Below are 16,847 nucleotides of genomic sequence, written 5' to 3' on the forward strand. Positions count from 1 at the left end.
AATGAAAAAATTAGCAACATATCTGTCTTTTTTCTTGCTGTTGATGTTTTTGGTGTTTTTATATGGTTTTACAACCAATAGAAATGGAGCAAAAAAGGTAAAAAACACGGTGGTAGAGTTTGCTGCTGGAGACAATAACTTTTTGACACACAGTATGGTTGATAAATTGTTAATACAAAATAATGAATTTGTTAAAAACCAACCAAAAAGATTGGTAGATTTACACTTTCTAGAGGCTAATGTTTCGGCGAACCCGTATGTTGAAAAAACAGCTGTGTTTTTAACCGTAGATGGGGTGTTAAAAACTACTATAAAACAACGAACACCGATAGCTCGAATTGTTGATAAAGATAAATCTTTTTATGTTGATAAGTATGGTGTAGAAATTCCGTTATCAACAAATTTTTCAGCAAGAGTACCATTAGTTTTAGGAGTAAGGGAGCCAGAAGAAATCAAAGAATTAACAACGTTAATAAAGACCATAAATAGTAATAGTTTTTTCGCTAAAGAAATTATTGCTATTCAAAGAGACGCCCAAAACGAATACATATTTACAGTTCGTAGTGGTGATTATAAGATAATTTTTGGAGAGTTAACAGATGCTTCAATGAAGTTTAAAAAGCTAACAGCATTTTATAACAAAGCATTTAAAGACAAAACCATTAATAACTATAAAGCGATAAATGTAAAATACCACAACCAAGTTGTGTGCACAAAACAAAATCAAGATGGAAAACAATAAAATTGCAGTTGGTTTAGATATTGGTACAACCAAGATTGTTGCCATGATTGGTCGTAAAAACGAATACGGTAAGCTTGAAGTTTTAGGTATTGGTAAAGCGAAAAGTTTAGGTGTAAAGCGTGGGGTAGTTAATAACATTACGCAAACTATTCAGTCTATTCAGCAAGCAGCTGAAGAGGCAGAAAGTATTTCAGGATATAAGATAGAGAATGTTGTAGTAGGTATTGCTGGTCAACATATACGCAGCCTTCACCATAGTGACTATATAACAAGAGAAAAGTCAGAGGAGGTAATAGATGCAACAGATATAGAAAATTTAGTAAGTCAGGTGCATAAATTGGTTATGCTACCTGGTGAAGAAATCATTCATGTATTACCACAAGAATTTAAAGTAGATAGCCAACCAGATATAAAAGAACCTATCGGAATGTATGGTGGAAGATTAGAAGCTAACTTTCACGTAGTAGTTGGTCAAGTATCTTCTATCCGAAATGTAGGCAGATGTATCAAGAGTGCAGGGTTAAACCTTTCTGATATTACCCTTGAACCTTTAGCTTCTGCATCAGCAGTGTTAAGTCAAGAGGAAAAAGAAGCAGGTGTAGCATTGATTGATATAGGTGGTGGAACAACAGATTTAGCAATATTTAAAGACGGAATTATTCGTCATACAGCAGTCATTCCTTTTGGAGGTAATGTAATTACTGAAGATATTAAAGAAGGCTGTTCAATAATAGAAAAACAAGCAGAGTTATTGAAAATTAAGTTCGGTTCAGCATGGCCTGGAGAAAATAAAGAAACGGAAATAGTTTCAATTCCAGGGTTAAGAGGAAGAGAGCCTAAAGAAATTACACTTAAAAATTTATCAAAAATAATTCATGCGAGAGTTCAAGAAATTATTGAACATGTGTACCTTGAAATTAAGAACTATGGGCATGAAACTCAAAAAGGAAAATTAATTGCAGGTATTGTACTAACAGGAGGTGGAGCTCAATTAAAACATTTACGCCAGTTAGTAGAATATATTACTGGAATGGACGTTCGTATTGGGTATCCAAATGAACACCTAGCAGGAGACTCTGACGAAGCATTGTCAAGTCCTGCATTTGCAACTGCTGTAGGGTTGTTAATGGAAGGTTTACAAAAAGAAGTAGAAGAAAAAGTAGTTGTAGAAGAAGCGCCAGAGGCGTTAGTAGAAGAAGCTATTGAAGAGGAAAAAGAAATAGCAGAAGAAATCCAAGAAGAGAAGGAACACAAAGCGAAAAAATCTAAATCGTTTTTTGATAAGTTTACTGAACGATTCAAAGAATTTTTAGATAACGCAGAGTAATTAGTATATATAAGAATACTCCTGATTAATCCCCTAAAAAGGAGTGTAAAATTGAATAAGAATTAATAAAAAAGAAAAGTTATTATGAGCGCAGAATTTGATAACATTTCATTCGACATGCCAAAGACACAATCGAATGCCATTAAAGTAATTGGTGTTGGTGGGGGAGGAAGCAACGCAGTAAACCACATGTATAGTAAACAAATTCACGGAGTAGATTTCGTAATTTGTAATACAGACGCACAAGCATTAGAAAACAGTCCTATACCTAATAAAGTTCAATTAGGAGCACACTTAACTTCTGGGTTAGGTGCAGGTGCTAATCCAGAAATTGGAGCACAAGCAGCGGCTGAAAGTATGCAGGAAATTCAACAAATGTTGAGTACACATACCAAAATGGTGTTTATTACCGCAGGTATGGGAGGAGGAACCGGTACAGGAGCAGCTCCAATCATTGCTAAAATTGCTAAAGATATGGATATTTTAACGGTAGGTATCGTTACTATGCCATTTCAATTTGAAGGAAGAATGCGCTCAAAACAAGCTCAAAAAGGAATTGATGAGCTACGTAATAATGTTGACTCATTAATTGTTATCAATAATAATAAACTGCGCGAAGTTTATGGTAACTTAGGGTTTAAAGCAGGATTCTCTAAAGCTGATGAAGTATTAGCAACAGCGGCAAAAGGTATAGCAGAGGTAATTACACATCACTACAAACAAAATATCGATTTACATGATGCAAAAACGGTATTATCAAATAGTGGTACAGCAATTATGGGTTCTGCAAAAGAAACAGGAGCAAACAGAGCTAAAAATGCTATTGTAAAGGCATTAGATTCACCATTATTGAACGATAATAAAATTACAGGAGCTAAAAATGTATTGTTATTAATCGTTTCTGGAGGTAATGAAGTTACTCTAGATGAAATAGGTGAAATTAATGACTACATCCAAGATGAAGCAGGTTATGATGCCAATATTATTATGGGTATCGGTGAGGATGAAACATTAGAAGATGGAATAGCAGTAACAGTTGTAGCTACGGGTTTCGCTGCCGATCAGCAAGGTAATATTACCAATACAGAGGTGAAAAAAATAGTTCATACTTTAGAAGATGAGCAAAAGGCAACTTATAATTTTGGAGACCAGAATATACAAACATCTCCAGCAATTGATGAGCCTATAAAAAGTACACCATCAAATAAAGTTGTTCATGTTTTAGAGGAAGAAAAGCCTGAACCTAAATCAGAGATTATTCCTACAACGGAAGCAATAAAAAATATTGATGTAGTATATGATGAGATTGAAATAGAAACAGTTTCTGAAGACGATTTTATTATTACAAATATAGCTGAACCAAAAGTAGAAGAAAGAGAAGTAAAAGAGCAACCAACTCAGCAAGATTTGTTGTTTGATTTACCATTAAACTCTTACGAAGAAATAAAACCAGCTTCTCATTTAGTTGAAACAACTAGCGAGATTAAAAATATTGAAGTAAAAGCTGAAGAAGTAAAGTATCATAAAGTTGAAAAACGTTATGTACTAGATGATTTTAGTGCACAACCAACAATTGGTAAAAGTTCTACTCCAACAATTAAGGAAGAGATAGAAGAAGAGTTGCAATTTGAGGTAAAATCTAAAACGCAAGAAGAAATTAATAACATAGACACTTCAAGCGAAGAAGTTTCTCCGTTGGACTTAACAATTTCTGAATTGCAAAAAAGAGCACAGGAAAGACGTGAAAAAATGAAAGGTTTTAACTACAAGTTTAACGACCAGGTTAGTAAAAACATAGACGAAATTGAGCGTCAACCAGCTTATAAAAGATTAGGAGTTGATATTGATGCAGGTTCTGATATTAGTAAGTCAGATACAGCATTAAATACAGATAATAACGATTTATTACGTTCTAATAACTCGTTTTTACACGATAATGTAGATTAATAAAAGAATAACACTTATTTTTAAAATCCCGATTTATCGGGATTTTTTAATACTTTAAAAACATAAAATTATGAGTTTGCAAAAACAGGTAATGGATAAAATGAAAGAAGCTATGAAGTCTAAAGACACGGTAGCTTTAACAGCTTTAAGGGCGTTGAAATCAGCATTTATGCTGGCAAATACTGAAGCAGGAGCAGGAGAATTATCCGAAGTAGAAGAATTAAAGATTATTCAAAAACAAGTAAAGCAACGTAAAGATAGTGCTGCTGTTTTTGCAGAGCAAGGTCGTAATGATTTAGCAGAACCAGAATTGGCAGAAGCTGCTATTTTAGAACAATTTTTACCAGAGGCCTTAAGCGAAGAAGAAATTGGAAATATTGTAGAGAAAACTATTGCAGATGTTGGAGCAGATGGTATGAAGGATATGGGTAAAGTAATGGGAATTGTATCTAAACAATTAGCAGGACAAGCAGATGGAAAAACTATTTCAGCAATTGTAAAAGCTAAATTAGCTTAACAAAATTTATAGACTCAGTAGTTCAACTGGATAGAACATCAGATTTCGGCTCTGAGGGTTGGGGGTTCGAGTCCTCTCTGGGTCGCAAAAAATATGAGCAGTAGATACAATTGTATCTACTGCTTTTTTTTAGGGAAATGATTGGAAAAAGTTGCTTAACTGAGCAATATTACAAAACAGATGTATGAACTTATGTAACTTAAGTTACATAGACTTATATTAGAGCTTTTTTAAAATTAGTATGAAACCTGTTTTTCTTATAAAATATACCGCTTTTTTTCTAGGCTTTATAGGGGTTGGAGTTAATGTTGTAGAGTCTATTTATGTGTACATATTTAACAAACCTCTTTTTGTGCATTTTTACCCAATAAAGAAGAAGCTACCTAAAAAGAAGAAAGAGTTTTTAGTTGAAAATATAAGGTTCTATAAGAAACTAGATGAAAAACAAAAAGTATATTTTGAACATCGATTGACAAAGTTTATTAGAACCTATAATTTTGTTGAAAGAGACGACTTTGAGTTAACTCCAGAAGCAAAAGTTTTAATAGCAGCATCATATGTTAAATTAACTTTCGGAATGCGTAAATATCTTACAACAACTTTCGATAAAATTATAATATATCCTACTAGTTTTTATTCAACAATAACTAAACAATATCATAAAGGAGAGTTTAACCCAAGACTAAAATCTATTGTGTTTTCTTGGGAAGATTTTTTGTTAGGAGATATTGTATTGAATGATAATTTAAACTTAGGAATTCATGAGTTTTCACATGCGTTAACCTTTCATGGAAGAAAATCGAAAGATGTAAGTGCCCGAATTTATTACCGTTTATTTGAAGAAATAACCAGTTTTATGGATGATAAAGCGAATGCTGAAAGAATTAAATCATCAGGTTATTTTAGAGCATATGCATTAACAAATAAATTGGAATTTGTTGCTGTAATTATGGAGCACTTTTTTGAAACTCCAAAAGATTTACAGCAACAATTTCCACAATTGTATAAAAAGATTCAACTCATGTTAAACTATTCTGTAGTATAAATAGTTACTCTTTTACTTTAAAAACCTTGGTTAAAATATCATCCATTAAACACCATTTGGTTAATGATGATTGTAATAAATTGGCACCTACAAAAGCAGTAAACCATAACCAATTAATATTTACTTTAATAGCTAAGATTAAACTAATAAGTATAAAACTACCAGCAATACCACGTACAATTCTATTCTTCATAATTAAATATATTTATCAATAGGAACCACAACAGCTCGTATTGGATTATTTGTTTCTAAATTTTTATTAAAAGTTTCAATTAAGTTAAACAGTGTATCTATTTTATCAGTTTCAGTAAATGAGAAATACATATATGAACCAGTTGCTTTTTCATTTCCAGAAAACCAATCATTTACAGAAATTACAGGAAAAGAATTTCGAAAACCTTCAATATCAGAAGCACTAAAATTATCTATAGCTGCTTCTTTTAATAGTTTCATTACTTCATTTTGAAGCCCATCAACTACGGTTATTATTAATAACTTCATCTTATTTATAGTTTTTACGTTCAATTAAATAGTATACTAATGGTACTACTAATAAGGTTAGTACAGTTGCAGTAATAGTTCCTCCCATTAAAGAAATGGCTAATCCTTGGAAAATAGGGTCGAATAAGATTACAAATGCCCCAATAACTACCGTACCTGCGGTTAATAAGATAGGAGTAGTACGAACAGCACCAGCTTCTATAACAGCTTGTTTTAACGGAATTCCTTCTGCTAAACGTAAATTAACGAAGTCAATAAGTAAGACGGAGTTTCGTACCATAATTCCTGCTAGGGCAATCATTCCAATAAATGAAGTAGCTGTAAAATAAGCCCCCATCATCCAGTGTCCTAAAATGATTCCTACCATAGACAATGGAATTGCAACCATCATTACAATTGGAGCTTTAAAGTTTTGAAACCACCCTACAATCAACATATAAATAATAATGATTACTCCTAAAAAGGCGATACCTAAATCTCTAAACACCTCTAAGGTAATTTGCCATTCACCATCCCATTTTACGGTGTAATTATCTTCAAAATCGGGTTGTTTAATATATAATTCGTTCAATTCATATCCCTTTGGAAGTGGAATCTCTTTTAATTTTTCTTCCATCCCTAAAATAGCATAAGCAGGACTTTCCAATTCCCCAGCCATATCAGCCATCACATATACCACACGTTTTTGATTCTTTCTGTAAATACTTTTTGCGCTGTTCTTTTCTTCAATAGAAACTAAATCACTTATAGAAACCATGTTGCCGTGTTGCGATTTAATCTGTAACTGAGCAATATCTTGAACAGAAGACTTCTCTTTCTCATCCAAAGCAAACACAATTCCTACTTGATTAGAAGCATCTTCATCATATAAGGTTGAAACCGCTCTGTTAGACAATGCCATATTCAATGTGTAAGCAATTTGCTGAGGTGCCACACCATACAACATTGCTTTTTCCTTGTCGATTACAAACTCATATTCAGTTTGATTGTCTTCTACCATCCAATCGATATCTACAACGTCATTTGTATTATGTAAGATGTTTTGAACTTCATTAGCAATTTCAATTTGCTTTTCATAATCTGGCCCGTACACTTCAGCAACAATGGTTGATAATACAGGTGGTCCTGGTGGAACTTCTACTAATTTTACATTTGCTTTGAACTTTTGAGCAATGTTTTGAATATCACCACGCATCAATTTAGCTATATCGTGACTTTGTATACTTCTATCTTTTTTGTCAACCAAGTTTACCTGAATATCCGCCATATTACTACCACCACGTAAATCGTAGTGACGTACCAATCCGTTAAAGGTAATTGGGGCAGAAGTACCTACATAACTTTGGTAGTTTACTACTTCTGGTCGTGTAGCTAAATACTGTGCAATTTCTTTGGTTACCGCATCGGTACGCTCTAATGTGGTACCTTCAGGCATATCAATTACTACCTGGAATTCGTTTTTATTATCAAAAGGCAACATCTTTACAGCTACCGATTTGGTAAAAAACAACGACATAGAACCTAGTAATAAAACAATAGTGATTCCTAAGAAAGCCCAACGCTTGGTTTTATTTTCAATAAGCGGACGCTCGAATCGTTCATACAATTTATAGATTAGCGTGCTTTGCATTGCTTTGGTTTCATCTTCTTCAACCTTTTCCTCGGCACCATGCTTGTCTTTTTCGCGTAAGAAAATATATCCTAAATACGGAGTAATCGTTAACGCAACAAATAATGACAAAATCATGGCGATAGAAGCTCCAATAGGCATCGGACTCATATAAGGTCCCATTAATCCAGAAACGAATGCCATTGGTAATACCGAAGCAATTACGGTAAAAGTGGCTAATATAGTTGGGTTACCTACTTCGTTAATAGCATATAAGGCAGCTTGCTTAAACGGTAATCGTTTCATTTTAAAATGCCTATGCATATTTTCGGCAATAATAATGGAATCATCTACCACAATACCTGTTACAAATACCAAAGCAAATAAGGTAATTCTGTTTAAGGTATAATCTAACATGTAGTAACTTAACAAGGTAAGCGCAAAAGTGATGGGAACTGATAAGAATACTACTAAACCACCTCGCCATCCCATGGCCAACATTACGACTAAAGTTACGGCGATAATTGCACCGATTAAGTGTAATAATAATTCTGACACTTTTTGAGATGCTGTTTCACCATAGTTACGTGTAACTTCAACATGTACATCATCAGGAATTAAGTTGGTGCGTAAATGATCAACCTTAGCTAAAATAACATCGGCAATTTGCATTGCATCTGCACCTTTTCGTTTAGCTACCGATATGGTTACCGCTGGATATTCTGATTGATATGTCGAAGCATTACTACTCGCTTGTCCGTACCCAAAACTTACATAGTTTTTAGGAATTTCTGGACCGTCTAGTACGTTCGCAACTTGTTTTAAATAAATCGGTTGATTTTGTTGTACACCAACCACTAAGTTTTTAACATCTTCAGCAGATTGTAAAAACTTCCCTGTAGTTACTAAAAACTCGGTATCATTTTTATCATAACTTCCAGCACTCAGTTGCTGATTGCTGGCTTTTAGCATTTCAGTAACCGATAAAAAGTCTAGCCCACTAGCGGCTAATTTATCTTTATCTACGACCACACGTACTTCACGATTTCTACCTCCAATTTTTTGAGTAATCGCTACATCGTTTACCTTTTCGATTTCGTTGGTAAGTTCTTGTGCCATTTGTTTTAATTGATAGTCATCATAGTTTTCACTCCATAATGTCAACCCTAACATAGGTACATCATCAATTGCACGTGTTTTTACCAAAGGCATCGTAACACCTTTCGGCATTTGATCCATATGTTTGTTAATCTCATTGTATAGTTTTACGAACGAGCGCTCGATGTCTTCTCCAACATAAAACTGAACAATGACCATTCCTTGTTCTTTCATCGAAGTAGAGTATACGTACTCTATTCCTTTGATGTTCGAAATTATTTTTTCTAAGGGTTTGATAACTCTCGATTCTACCTCTGTAGGGCTCGCTCCTGGATACCCTACAAAAATGTCAGCCATAGGCACATCAATCTGTGGTTCTTCTTCTCTCGGAATTAAAAAAGAACTGTACACACCAATTACCATAAACACTACCATTAATAATATGGTAAGTTTAGAGCCTATAAACCCTTTGGCTATTTTTCCTGCTAAACCTTCTTTCATGTTTTATTATTTTGGGCGTTACCACTAGGTGGTCGGGCTATTCGCGCTACATGGTAGCTTGCTTCTATCCCTAACGCAATTTTTTACTTATTTAATTGTAATGTTCGCTCCGTTGTATAGCTTACCTTCAGAAGAAACGATATAACTTTCATTGGCAGATAAACCTGATAAAACTTCTACTTGATCTCCAAAAGTTCTTCCTAAGCGTAACCAACGCAATACAGCAGTATTACTTTGACTTACCGTATAAATCCCTGATAGTTGTCCTTTGTGTACTAAAGCTTCTGACGGAATTAAAATCATGTCAGTACTTTTTTGTGTTTTTTCAACAGGAAACTGAACCGTAGCAAACATTCCTGATAACAATTTCACATCGGTTTTATCTAGGTTAATTTTAACTAAGTATTGTCCTCCTGTGTTTTTTGCTGAGGTACTTACTTCTGATACATTACCTGTAACTGTTTTGTTGATTGATTTGATAGTTACATCAACCTTAGTATCCTTTTTAATTTGAGAAATATCACTTTCTGGTACTAACGCAGTAACTTCAAATCCGCCTTTTCCTTCTACAGAAATTAAAGGCATTCCAGGATTCGCCATTGCACCTTTATCAATAAATTTGTTCGTTACTACTCCTGAAAATGGGGCTCTGATATTCGTGTAAGCAAACTGAGAATTGATTTCATTTCTCATCTGTTTTGCAGCTTCTAAATTAGCTTTGGCAACATTGTAATGAACAGTGATATCGTCAAACTCCTTTTGAGAAGCGCTATTTTGTTCAAATAAGTTTTTAAAGCGATTGTAATCTTTTTCAGCACTTGAAAATCCTGCTTTCGCTTTAATAATGTTAGCCTCTACTTGAGCTTTCTTAGCTTGTAAATCGCTGTTATTGATAGATAATAATAATTGACCTTTGTTTACTTTATCACCAACTTTTACGTGTATGTTAGTTACATAACCCATCATACGAGTACTCAATTCGGCACTGTTGGTAGCTTCCACTTTTCCGCTTGCTGTTATAAACGGATTGTTATCATTAGCCGTTACTTTGGCAACTTTTACAGCTACTGTTGGTTTGTTGTTATTGTTTGTTGTTTCTTTTTTACCACAGCTTAATGCTAAAAGTGATGCGGCAAGGGCGATTGTATATATAGTTTTCATTTGTTCGTTTTTACTGTTGATTATTCTTTAGTTAAAAAATCTAAATAAGCTTTGGTATAGTTGTATTGATATATGGTTTGGTAATATTCTAGTTGTTTTTGAGCGTATTGTGTTTCAGCCATTAATAAATCGGCCGTTTTCTCTAGTCCTTCTTTAAATCTATTTTTTCTGATTCGTAAGGCTTCTTCTGATTGTTGTAAGGCCAATTCGGTTAACTTTAATTGTTCCTCAGCATCGTTTAACAATCGTTTGGTATTATTTAACTCTAATTGACTTTTAGATTTGTACTGTTCGTATTCTAATCTAGACTTTTCATACTGCGCTTTACTTTTTTGTGCTTTTCCGTAGCGTTTAGAGCCTTTGAAAATATCCCAAGTTAATTGTGCTCCTATTACGTAACCACTTGCATCTGCATTGAAAATTTTATCATCGTACAACTCGTAACTACCAAAAGCATTTAAACGTGGAAGAAAATCCATCTTATCGGCTTTGTGCATTTTTTGATAAGCCTCAGAAGCTAATTCCATTGCTTTAATATCTGAACGGTTTTCAGAAATAGTAACGTCAGCTAGTTGATTCGTTAAGTGTACTTGCAAACTATCTGAAGGTTCATAAATGTTGTTTTGTGTTTCATTCATTAAAAAAGACAAATAGTTAGAAGCATTTAGCACATTGCTTTTTGCTGTTTGTAACTGATTTTTTACTTCAGTAACTCTAACTTCAACTGCTAGTACATCTGCACGTTGTAAATATCCCTGCTTAAAGCTGTTTTCTGCCATTTGTTGGTTTGCTTCTGCAGCTTTTAATGCTTTTTCTAATACTGAAACTCCCTTGTGAGCTAATTGCAATTGCATGTATGCTTTTTCTACTTCAAGTAATAAATATTCTTGAGTACGTTGTGTTTGCAAGTTGGTTGCTTCCATTTTAGTTTTAGCAGCCTTACGTTGGTAAATACCGTCTAAATTCACTAAAGGTTGTTGTACTTCAATTTTAGTAGCGAAGTTTTGTGTTCGTTTCGGATTGTTTAATAAATCAGGATTGAAATCTGCCTGTGTTAAAATTTCCTGATTCAATTTACTACCAAATGCCATTAATGGGTTGGTTGTTACAATTCCTGTATGAGAGGCAGTAATATTTGGTAAGAATACAGCATTGGTTTGCTTATAATCGGCACGTGCTTGCTGATAGTTTTGTTCAGATATTTTTAAAGAGGTATTATTTTCCTGAACTCTTTTTAAAACTTCACCTTTTGAAATGGAAATTTTAGTTTGAGATAGGGTAGTAGCAGATATAAAAAGTGCTACCGTAAATAAACTTATATATGATGTTTTCATTTTTTCTGTTTTGTTACAGCAAATTTAGTGGCATAAAACACAGTAGTCAGTAACTAATGTTACAATGAAAAAACGCCTAAACAAAAGTCTAGACGTTATTTACTAACAATTAAAAATCAACTAATACTTGGAAATGTTTCTGTTAAATGCGTTTAAGTGATTGTATGAAGCGTTTAATAAATTGGTATATACATTTATACTGTATTCATCATAGGTGTTCTTAATAGCTAACTGTAGATCTTCAATATCTTTTTCTTCAATTAACTTACCTACTTCAAGTGCATCTAGTTTAGATTTTTGTCCTTTACTTATTAACTCATCATATAACTTTTGAAGTTCAGAATTTTTAAAAACACCTCTTTCTTTATTTAAGGTAAAGGCAATATTATTGTATTGTAATAAACCTTTCATGGCGTTCATATGTCGTTCTTCGCTTTGACTGATGTTTCCAAAAACACGTAGGTTCCATTTTTCATTAAGGAAGTTATAAACATCAAAAGCTAATTTTTCTTCCTCTAACATAAAAAGCATTTCGTTTTTTTCTTGTTGAGAAAGAGTAAGATCGGTATTGTTTGTATTCTGGCAAGAGCTACTAATACTTGAAAAAAGTAATAAGAATAGCAAGCCTATTGTGTTTAAAGTTTTCATAATAACAGCTTTTAAATTATATACTAATTTAAATATTGTATAGGCTGTAGTCTGCAACTTTAGTTACATAATAGTAAATTTAGAGACATAAAACAGAGCAATCAATAACTAATATTATAAGAAAAGTGTATTCACATGACCTATTGTAACAATACTTTAGCTATTTGTTAGATGGTTTTATAATGAAGGATACTTTCTTGAACGAAATCTTAAGATCTCGTTCCGCCGTGTCCTCCAGCAACAACAATCATTATTTTTAAGCTCAAGTAAATAAATCTAAAAAACTGAATTACAGGATTTTGCATTCTTCTTTTCGCTTTTTGGGGTATTCTCTCCATTGGTAATATGTTTTAAATAAGTTTTTAAGGTTGTTTATTCTGGAATTAACCACCAAAAAGGTTTCATTTTTGCTTTATAAATAAAGGCATAGTGTAAGGCTAATTTTAACCAATGTCCTGCTAAACCAATTTCACCAAAGGTGTTGTTCATTTTTCTTCCGTGAGTGTTTGGATATTTCTTAAAATCAGGAACAATAGGAAATGTTGTTATACTTACTCCACTACCACTAAAAGCTCCATACCCAGCAGAAGCAATGCAAGCAGCTCCCATATTTCCCATAGAACCTTTATCTTTAGTTAATGGTGTTCCTTTTAGAAGATGATTAATTATATTATTGGCTACTAACTTCGCCGCTATCCCAGAAGGCATTCCTGTACGAGGGGGTGCTGGAAATATAGGGGTACCGTTTTTACTTGTTCTGGGTTTGGAAATTGTATGTGGTGGAGCAAACGCAATTCCAGGAGCAAAAATATTGGTATAATTGGGGTTTTGATAAGTTTCTGGCCAATCTTGAACGCTCCATTCTTCATAAGGTTTACTCGTATAATTGGCATCAACAATCATAAAACCTTTGAATAGTTTATGTGTTATATTCTCGTTTTTTTTGTCGAAAGCGTTAAATCCGTGACCAGAAAAGGCTGGGATAAGCATGGCAAAATCAAATGTTTCTTTCTTATGATCTCCTTCTAATGTTTCGTAATGGGCTATACCATCTTCTATTTTATAAACTCCGGCTTTAGTTATATGTTTTATACTGCGGTCTTCAAAAATCATTTCGACCATTTCACTAGATTTCATATTAATATTTTTATACCTCAATAATATTCCATCCATTCCAAAATCTCCTAGCTCATATTCATTTGAAATCCACGTAATTTCAGCGTTGTCTCGTACGCCATGGTCTCTTAGTTCTTTTTCTACATTTAAAATATATTCAAATGCAGCTCCTTGGCAAGTTGATTTGGCATGACCTGTACCTATAAGAATTTTTGTTTTTGTACCCTGTTTCATTTTTTTAATAAGTGCTTCCAGACCTTTCCATGCATGTTCTGCATGACCATAAGTGCATACTGAATATGTTTTGTTTTTCCCTGGAATTAACCCTTCTGTTGCTTCAAAATTAAGCTTCGGACCTGTCGCATTGATTAAAAAATCATAGGTTATTTTCTCTTTTGTTCCTTTCTTTTCACCTGAAACATATTCAATTAACACATAAGGTTTTTTTTCTACTGAATCTCCTTCTGGATGAAAAGAAACAGCTTTAGCTTGTTTAAAGCCGATGTTTTTTTTCTTATATAATGGAGCCAACGGAAAAAGAATATCTTTAGGTTTCATTTTGCCAATTCCTACCCAAATATTTGATGGAATCCATTGGTAATTACTGTTAGGTGATACTACTAAAACTTCGTGTTTTTTGGGAAGCTTTCTACGTAAGTGAGCGGCAGCAACATGACCTGAGATACCTGCTCCGAGAATAACTATTTTTGACATTTTCAGTTATTGTTAATATAATGATAATGAGAACAAGTTATTCATTATAATGTTTATGTACAGTTACTTTTGTTACATAACTAAAAATTGATTGTATGCATTGTTAATGCTCGCCATAGTCTACATCATCCATTTTTCCTTTAAAAACTTTATACTGAATAACAAAATAAGCAACTACTAGTATGGCAGCTATAAAAAACCAATTTACACCAACAGATAAACCGTATTTATCAGCAGCTACATTGTAAATTGTTAAATCTGGATTTATGTTATTGGTAGATGGTAAAACTTTTGGGAAGATTGATGCAATTGTAGTTGCCAAACCTCCTAATAAAAACAACGAAGAATATACAAACCCTGTGATGTGCTTTGTGTGTTTTTTTATGTTGAATAAACCAAATAATCCTACAAAAGTTAGTACAGGGAAAATCCAAAGGAAAGGATGTTCTATAAAATTATGAAATGGTTTAGGTTCTATGATATGCCAAGCGAATAGAGAAATAATTACTAAACCTAATAAAACAAAAGAAAGAGTAAAAACAACTTTTTTTAATTGGTTATTAATACTAGCATTGGTTTTGAAAATAACCCAATTGGCACCATGAATTGTTAGTGATACTACCGCAATAATTCCTAGAAGTAAAGTAAACCAGTCAATAACACCAAGTGTTTCAGAATGAGGAGAAAATTCTGAATTCCATAAAGGGAGGAAAAAATAATGTGCCTCATGAGTAGAAACACCATCTACCACATTTCCTAGATTAACACCACGCACAACATTTCCTAATGCAACTCCAAAAAATAAAGCAAGAAGTAAGCTGGCAATTCCAAAAGCTTTATCCCAAATACTTTCCCATATTTTATTATGTATTTGTCCGCGAAGCTCTAAGCCAATAGCTCTAAAAATTAGTAACCATAAAACCATCATTAAAGGGAGGTAAAAGCCACTAAATGATGAAGCGTATAAAGTAGGGAAAGCAAAAAATAAAACACCACCAGCAGCAATCAACCATACTTCGTTTGCATCCCAAAATGGGCCTATTGCTTTTACAACCTTTTTTTTGTCTTCTTCTTTTTTAGCAAAGAATAAATGAATAATTCCTGCGCCAAAATCATAACCATCTAAAATAACATAAATGGCTAACATCGTAACTAATACTACATACCAAAATAGTTCCATAACTTAACGTGTTGTTTGAGGTCCTTTGTTAATGATTTTTCCAACTAAAATTAAAAATAACATTCCTAATAGTAGATATAATCCGATAAATCCTAAAAGAGTAAATAAAGTGTTTCCTGATGATACTGTAGGAGATGCTCCAGCAGATGTTCGTAATAAATTATAAACTAACCAAGGTTGACGACCTAGTTCAGCAGTATACCAACCTGTGGTATTAGCAATATAAGGAAATGGAATAATGAAGAGTAATGACCATAAAATCCACTTTGTATCATATAACTTTTTTCTAAATAATTGAACAATGCTAGCTAACATCAAAGCAATAAAAATAGTTCCCAACCCCACCATTATATGATATGCATAATATAAACCAGGTATGTTTGTTGGGTAGTTTTTTTCATCAAATTCATTTAGTCCTTTAATTTCTGCATTCCATTCTTGATAGGTTAAAAAGCTTAAGATGTTAGGAACAGCAATTTTATTGTCTAATTTTTTCTCTAGCATATTTGGTTGTCCAATTAGAACTATTTCAGAACCTCCTTTTTCTGTTTCAAATATTCCTTCCATAGCGGCAAAGGTTATAGGTTGATATTTTACTACATTTTTAGCGGCTAAATCACCTGTAGGAAAAGCAACTAAAATAGATGCTACAACTCCGAAAATAACTCCAGTTTTTAAAAATAATTTACCAAATTCTAAATGCTTCTTGTTTAAAAGGTAAAGAGCTCCAATACCAGAAACTACAAAAGAACTGGTAACCAAGGAGGCTGCTTGATTGTGCAAATAAGAAGGCCATAACCATGGGTTTGAGAATAAGGCTGAAAAGTTATTTAGTACAAACTTACCGTTGGCTAGTATTTCATAGCCTACAGGATTTTGCATCCAAGAATGTGTAGCAATGATTAAAAAGCCACTTGCCCAAGAACCTAAAAAGACAAGGAACCCAGTTAAAAAATGAAGTTTATGTCCTAGCTTTTTTTCACCAAATAAAAATAATCCTAAAAAGGAAGATTCTAGGAAGAAAGAAAACATTCCTTCCATAGCTAATGTTTGACCTATAATACCACCAGTAAGCTCGGAGAACTTAGCCCAGTTAGTTCCGAATTGAAATTCCATAGGAATCCCAGTAACTACTCCCATGGCAAAGTTTAAAGCAAAGATTTTCATCCAAAACTTAGCAGCGTCGTTGTATTTTTCAAGTTTAGTTCTTAAAAATTTCCATTTAAAGAAAACTATCATTAACGATAGTCCCATTGTTAATTGTGGAAATAAGTAGTGAAAAGTAATAGTGAAAGCAAACTGCATTCTATCATAAAAGAGCATGTCTTCCATACCGAAGATTGTTTATGAGGTTATTAAATAAGAACGTTTTTTTAGTAGCAATAAGGAGGAATAAAAATAATGATA

Annotated in this window: 15 protein-coding genes and 1 tRNA gene; 6 read left to right on the forward strand and 10 right to left on the reverse strand. The window is 33.2% G+C overall.

Features of this window, described 5'->3' with window-relative positions:
- The first annotated feature begins 1 nt into the window (after nt 1).
- From VBY68_RS15390 to VBY68_RS15415, 6 genes are all read left to right on the forward strand, one after another.
- Complete coding sequence (locus VBY68_RS15390) at nt 2–742, forward strand: cell division protein FtsQ/DivIB (protein WP_274639589.1); 741 nt, start codon at nt 2–4, stop codon at nt 740–742.
- Nucleotides 729–2,069 carry a cell division protein FtsA gene (gene ftsA / locus VBY68_RS15395; protein ID WP_121147772.1) on the forward strand — a complete coding sequence of 447 codons (1,341 nt, stop codon included), beginning with the start codon at nt 729–731 and terminating at the stop codon, nt 2,067–2,069. Before VBY68_RS15390 ends, ftsA begins: the two co-directional genes overlap by 14 nt.
- 84 nt (nt 2,070–2,153) lie before the next feature.
- Nucleotides 2,154–4,016 (forward strand): cell division protein FtsZ, encoded by a 1,863-nt coding sequence (gene ftsZ, locus VBY68_RS15400; RefSeq protein WP_124590528.1) that lies wholly within the window; start codon nt 2,154–2,156, stop codon nt 4,014–4,016.
- Nucleotides 4,017–4,086: 70 nt separating this feature from the next.
- Nucleotides 4,087–4,533, forward strand: a complete 447-nt coding sequence (locus VBY68_RS15405; protein WP_124590530.1) for a GatB/YqeY domain-containing protein — start codon at nt 4,087–4,089, stop codon at nt 4,531–4,533.
- A gap of 11 nt (nt 4,534–4,544) precedes the next feature.
- Nucleotides 4,545–4,618, forward strand: a tRNA-Arg gene (locus VBY68_RS15410).
- Nucleotides 4,619–4,774: 156 nt separating this feature from the next.
- The gene (locus VBY68_RS15415) at nt 4,775–5,578 is read left to right on the forward strand and encodes a zinc-dependent peptidase (RefSeq protein ID WP_415270234.1); all 804 of its coding nucleotides are present in this window, start codon (nt 4,775–4,777) and stop codon (nt 5,576–5,578) included.
- 4 nt (nt 5,579–5,582) lie between these two features.
- Here the strand turns inward: VBY68_RS15415 and VBY68_RS15420 are convergent, their stop codons facing one another.
- The 10 genes from VBY68_RS15420 to VBY68_RS15465 all read right to left on the reverse strand — a co-directional run bounded on the left by VBY68_RS15420 (nt 5,583) and on the right by VBY68_RS15465 (nt 16,772).
- Nucleotides 5,583–5,771, reverse strand: coding sequence for a YgaP family membrane protein (locus tag VBY68_RS15420; protein ID WP_028891241.1), 189 nt, complete (start codon nt 5,769–5,771; stop codon nt 5,583–5,585).
- Nucleotides 5,772–5,773: 2 nt separating this feature from the next.
- Nucleotides 5,774–6,079: a hypothetical protein gene (locus VBY68_RS15425; protein ID WP_099215687.1), complete on the reverse strand. Its 306-nt coding sequence runs from the start codon at nt 6,077–6,079 to the stop codon at nt 5,774–5,776.
- 1 nt (nt 6,080) lies between these two features.
- On the reverse strand, nt 6,081–9,287 hold the full coding sequence (locus VBY68_RS15430; protein WP_415270235.1) for an efflux RND transporter permease subunit: 3,207 nt from the start codon (nt 9,285–9,287) through the stop codon (nt 6,081–6,083).
- A gap of 87 nt (nt 9,288–9,374) precedes the next feature.
- Complete coding sequence (locus tag VBY68_RS15435) at nt 9,375–10,448, reverse strand: efflux RND transporter periplasmic adaptor subunit (RefSeq protein ID WP_415270236.1); 1,074 nt, start codon at nt 10,446–10,448, stop codon at nt 9,375–9,377.
- 20 nt (nt 10,449–10,468) lie between these two features.
- On the reverse strand, nt 10,469–11,782 hold the full coding sequence (locus tag VBY68_RS15440; protein ID WP_415270237.1) for a TolC family protein: 1,314 nt from the start codon (nt 11,780–11,782) through the stop codon (nt 10,469–10,471).
- A gap of 120 nt (nt 11,783–11,902) precedes the next feature.
- Nucleotides 11,903–12,430 carry a DUF2202 domain-containing protein gene (locus VBY68_RS15445; protein ID WP_415270238.1) on the reverse strand — a complete coding sequence of 176 codons (528 nt, stop codon included), beginning with the start codon at nt 12,428–12,430 and terminating at the stop codon, nt 11,903–11,905.
- Between the two features lie 209 nt (nt 12,431–12,639).
- On the reverse strand, nt 12,640–12,768 hold the full coding sequence (locus VBY68_RS15450) for a hypothetical protein (protein WP_415270239.1): 129 nt from the start codon (nt 12,766–12,768) through the stop codon (nt 12,640–12,642).
- Between the two features lie 34 nt (nt 12,769–12,802).
- The gene (locus VBY68_RS15455) at nt 12,803–14,260 is read right to left on the reverse strand and encodes an NAD(P)/FAD-dependent oxidoreductase (RefSeq protein ID WP_415270240.1); all 1,458 of its coding nucleotides are present in this window, start codon (nt 14,258–14,260) and stop codon (nt 12,803–12,805) included.
- A 103-nt stretch (nt 14,261–14,363) separates the two neighbouring features.
- Nucleotides 14,364–15,440, reverse strand: a complete 1,077-nt coding sequence (cydB, locus tag VBY68_RS15460) for a cytochrome d ubiquinol oxidase subunit II (RefSeq protein ID WP_415270241.1) — start codon at nt 15,438–15,440, stop codon at nt 14,364–14,366.
- A 3-nt stretch (nt 15,441–15,443) separates the two neighbouring features.
- Nucleotides 15,444–16,772 (reverse strand): cytochrome ubiquinol oxidase subunit I, encoded by a 1,329-nt coding sequence (locus VBY68_RS15465; RefSeq protein WP_124590562.1) that lies wholly within the window; start codon nt 16,770–16,772, stop codon nt 15,444–15,446.
- Nucleotides 16,773–16,847: the final 75 nt, after the last annotated feature.

Origin of the sequence: Tenacibaculum ascidiaceicola (genome assembly GCF_047470925.1) — a bacterium.
Taxonomy (GTDB): domain Bacteria; phylum Bacteroidota; class Bacteroidia; order Flavobacteriales; family Flavobacteriaceae; genus Polaribacter; species Polaribacter discolor.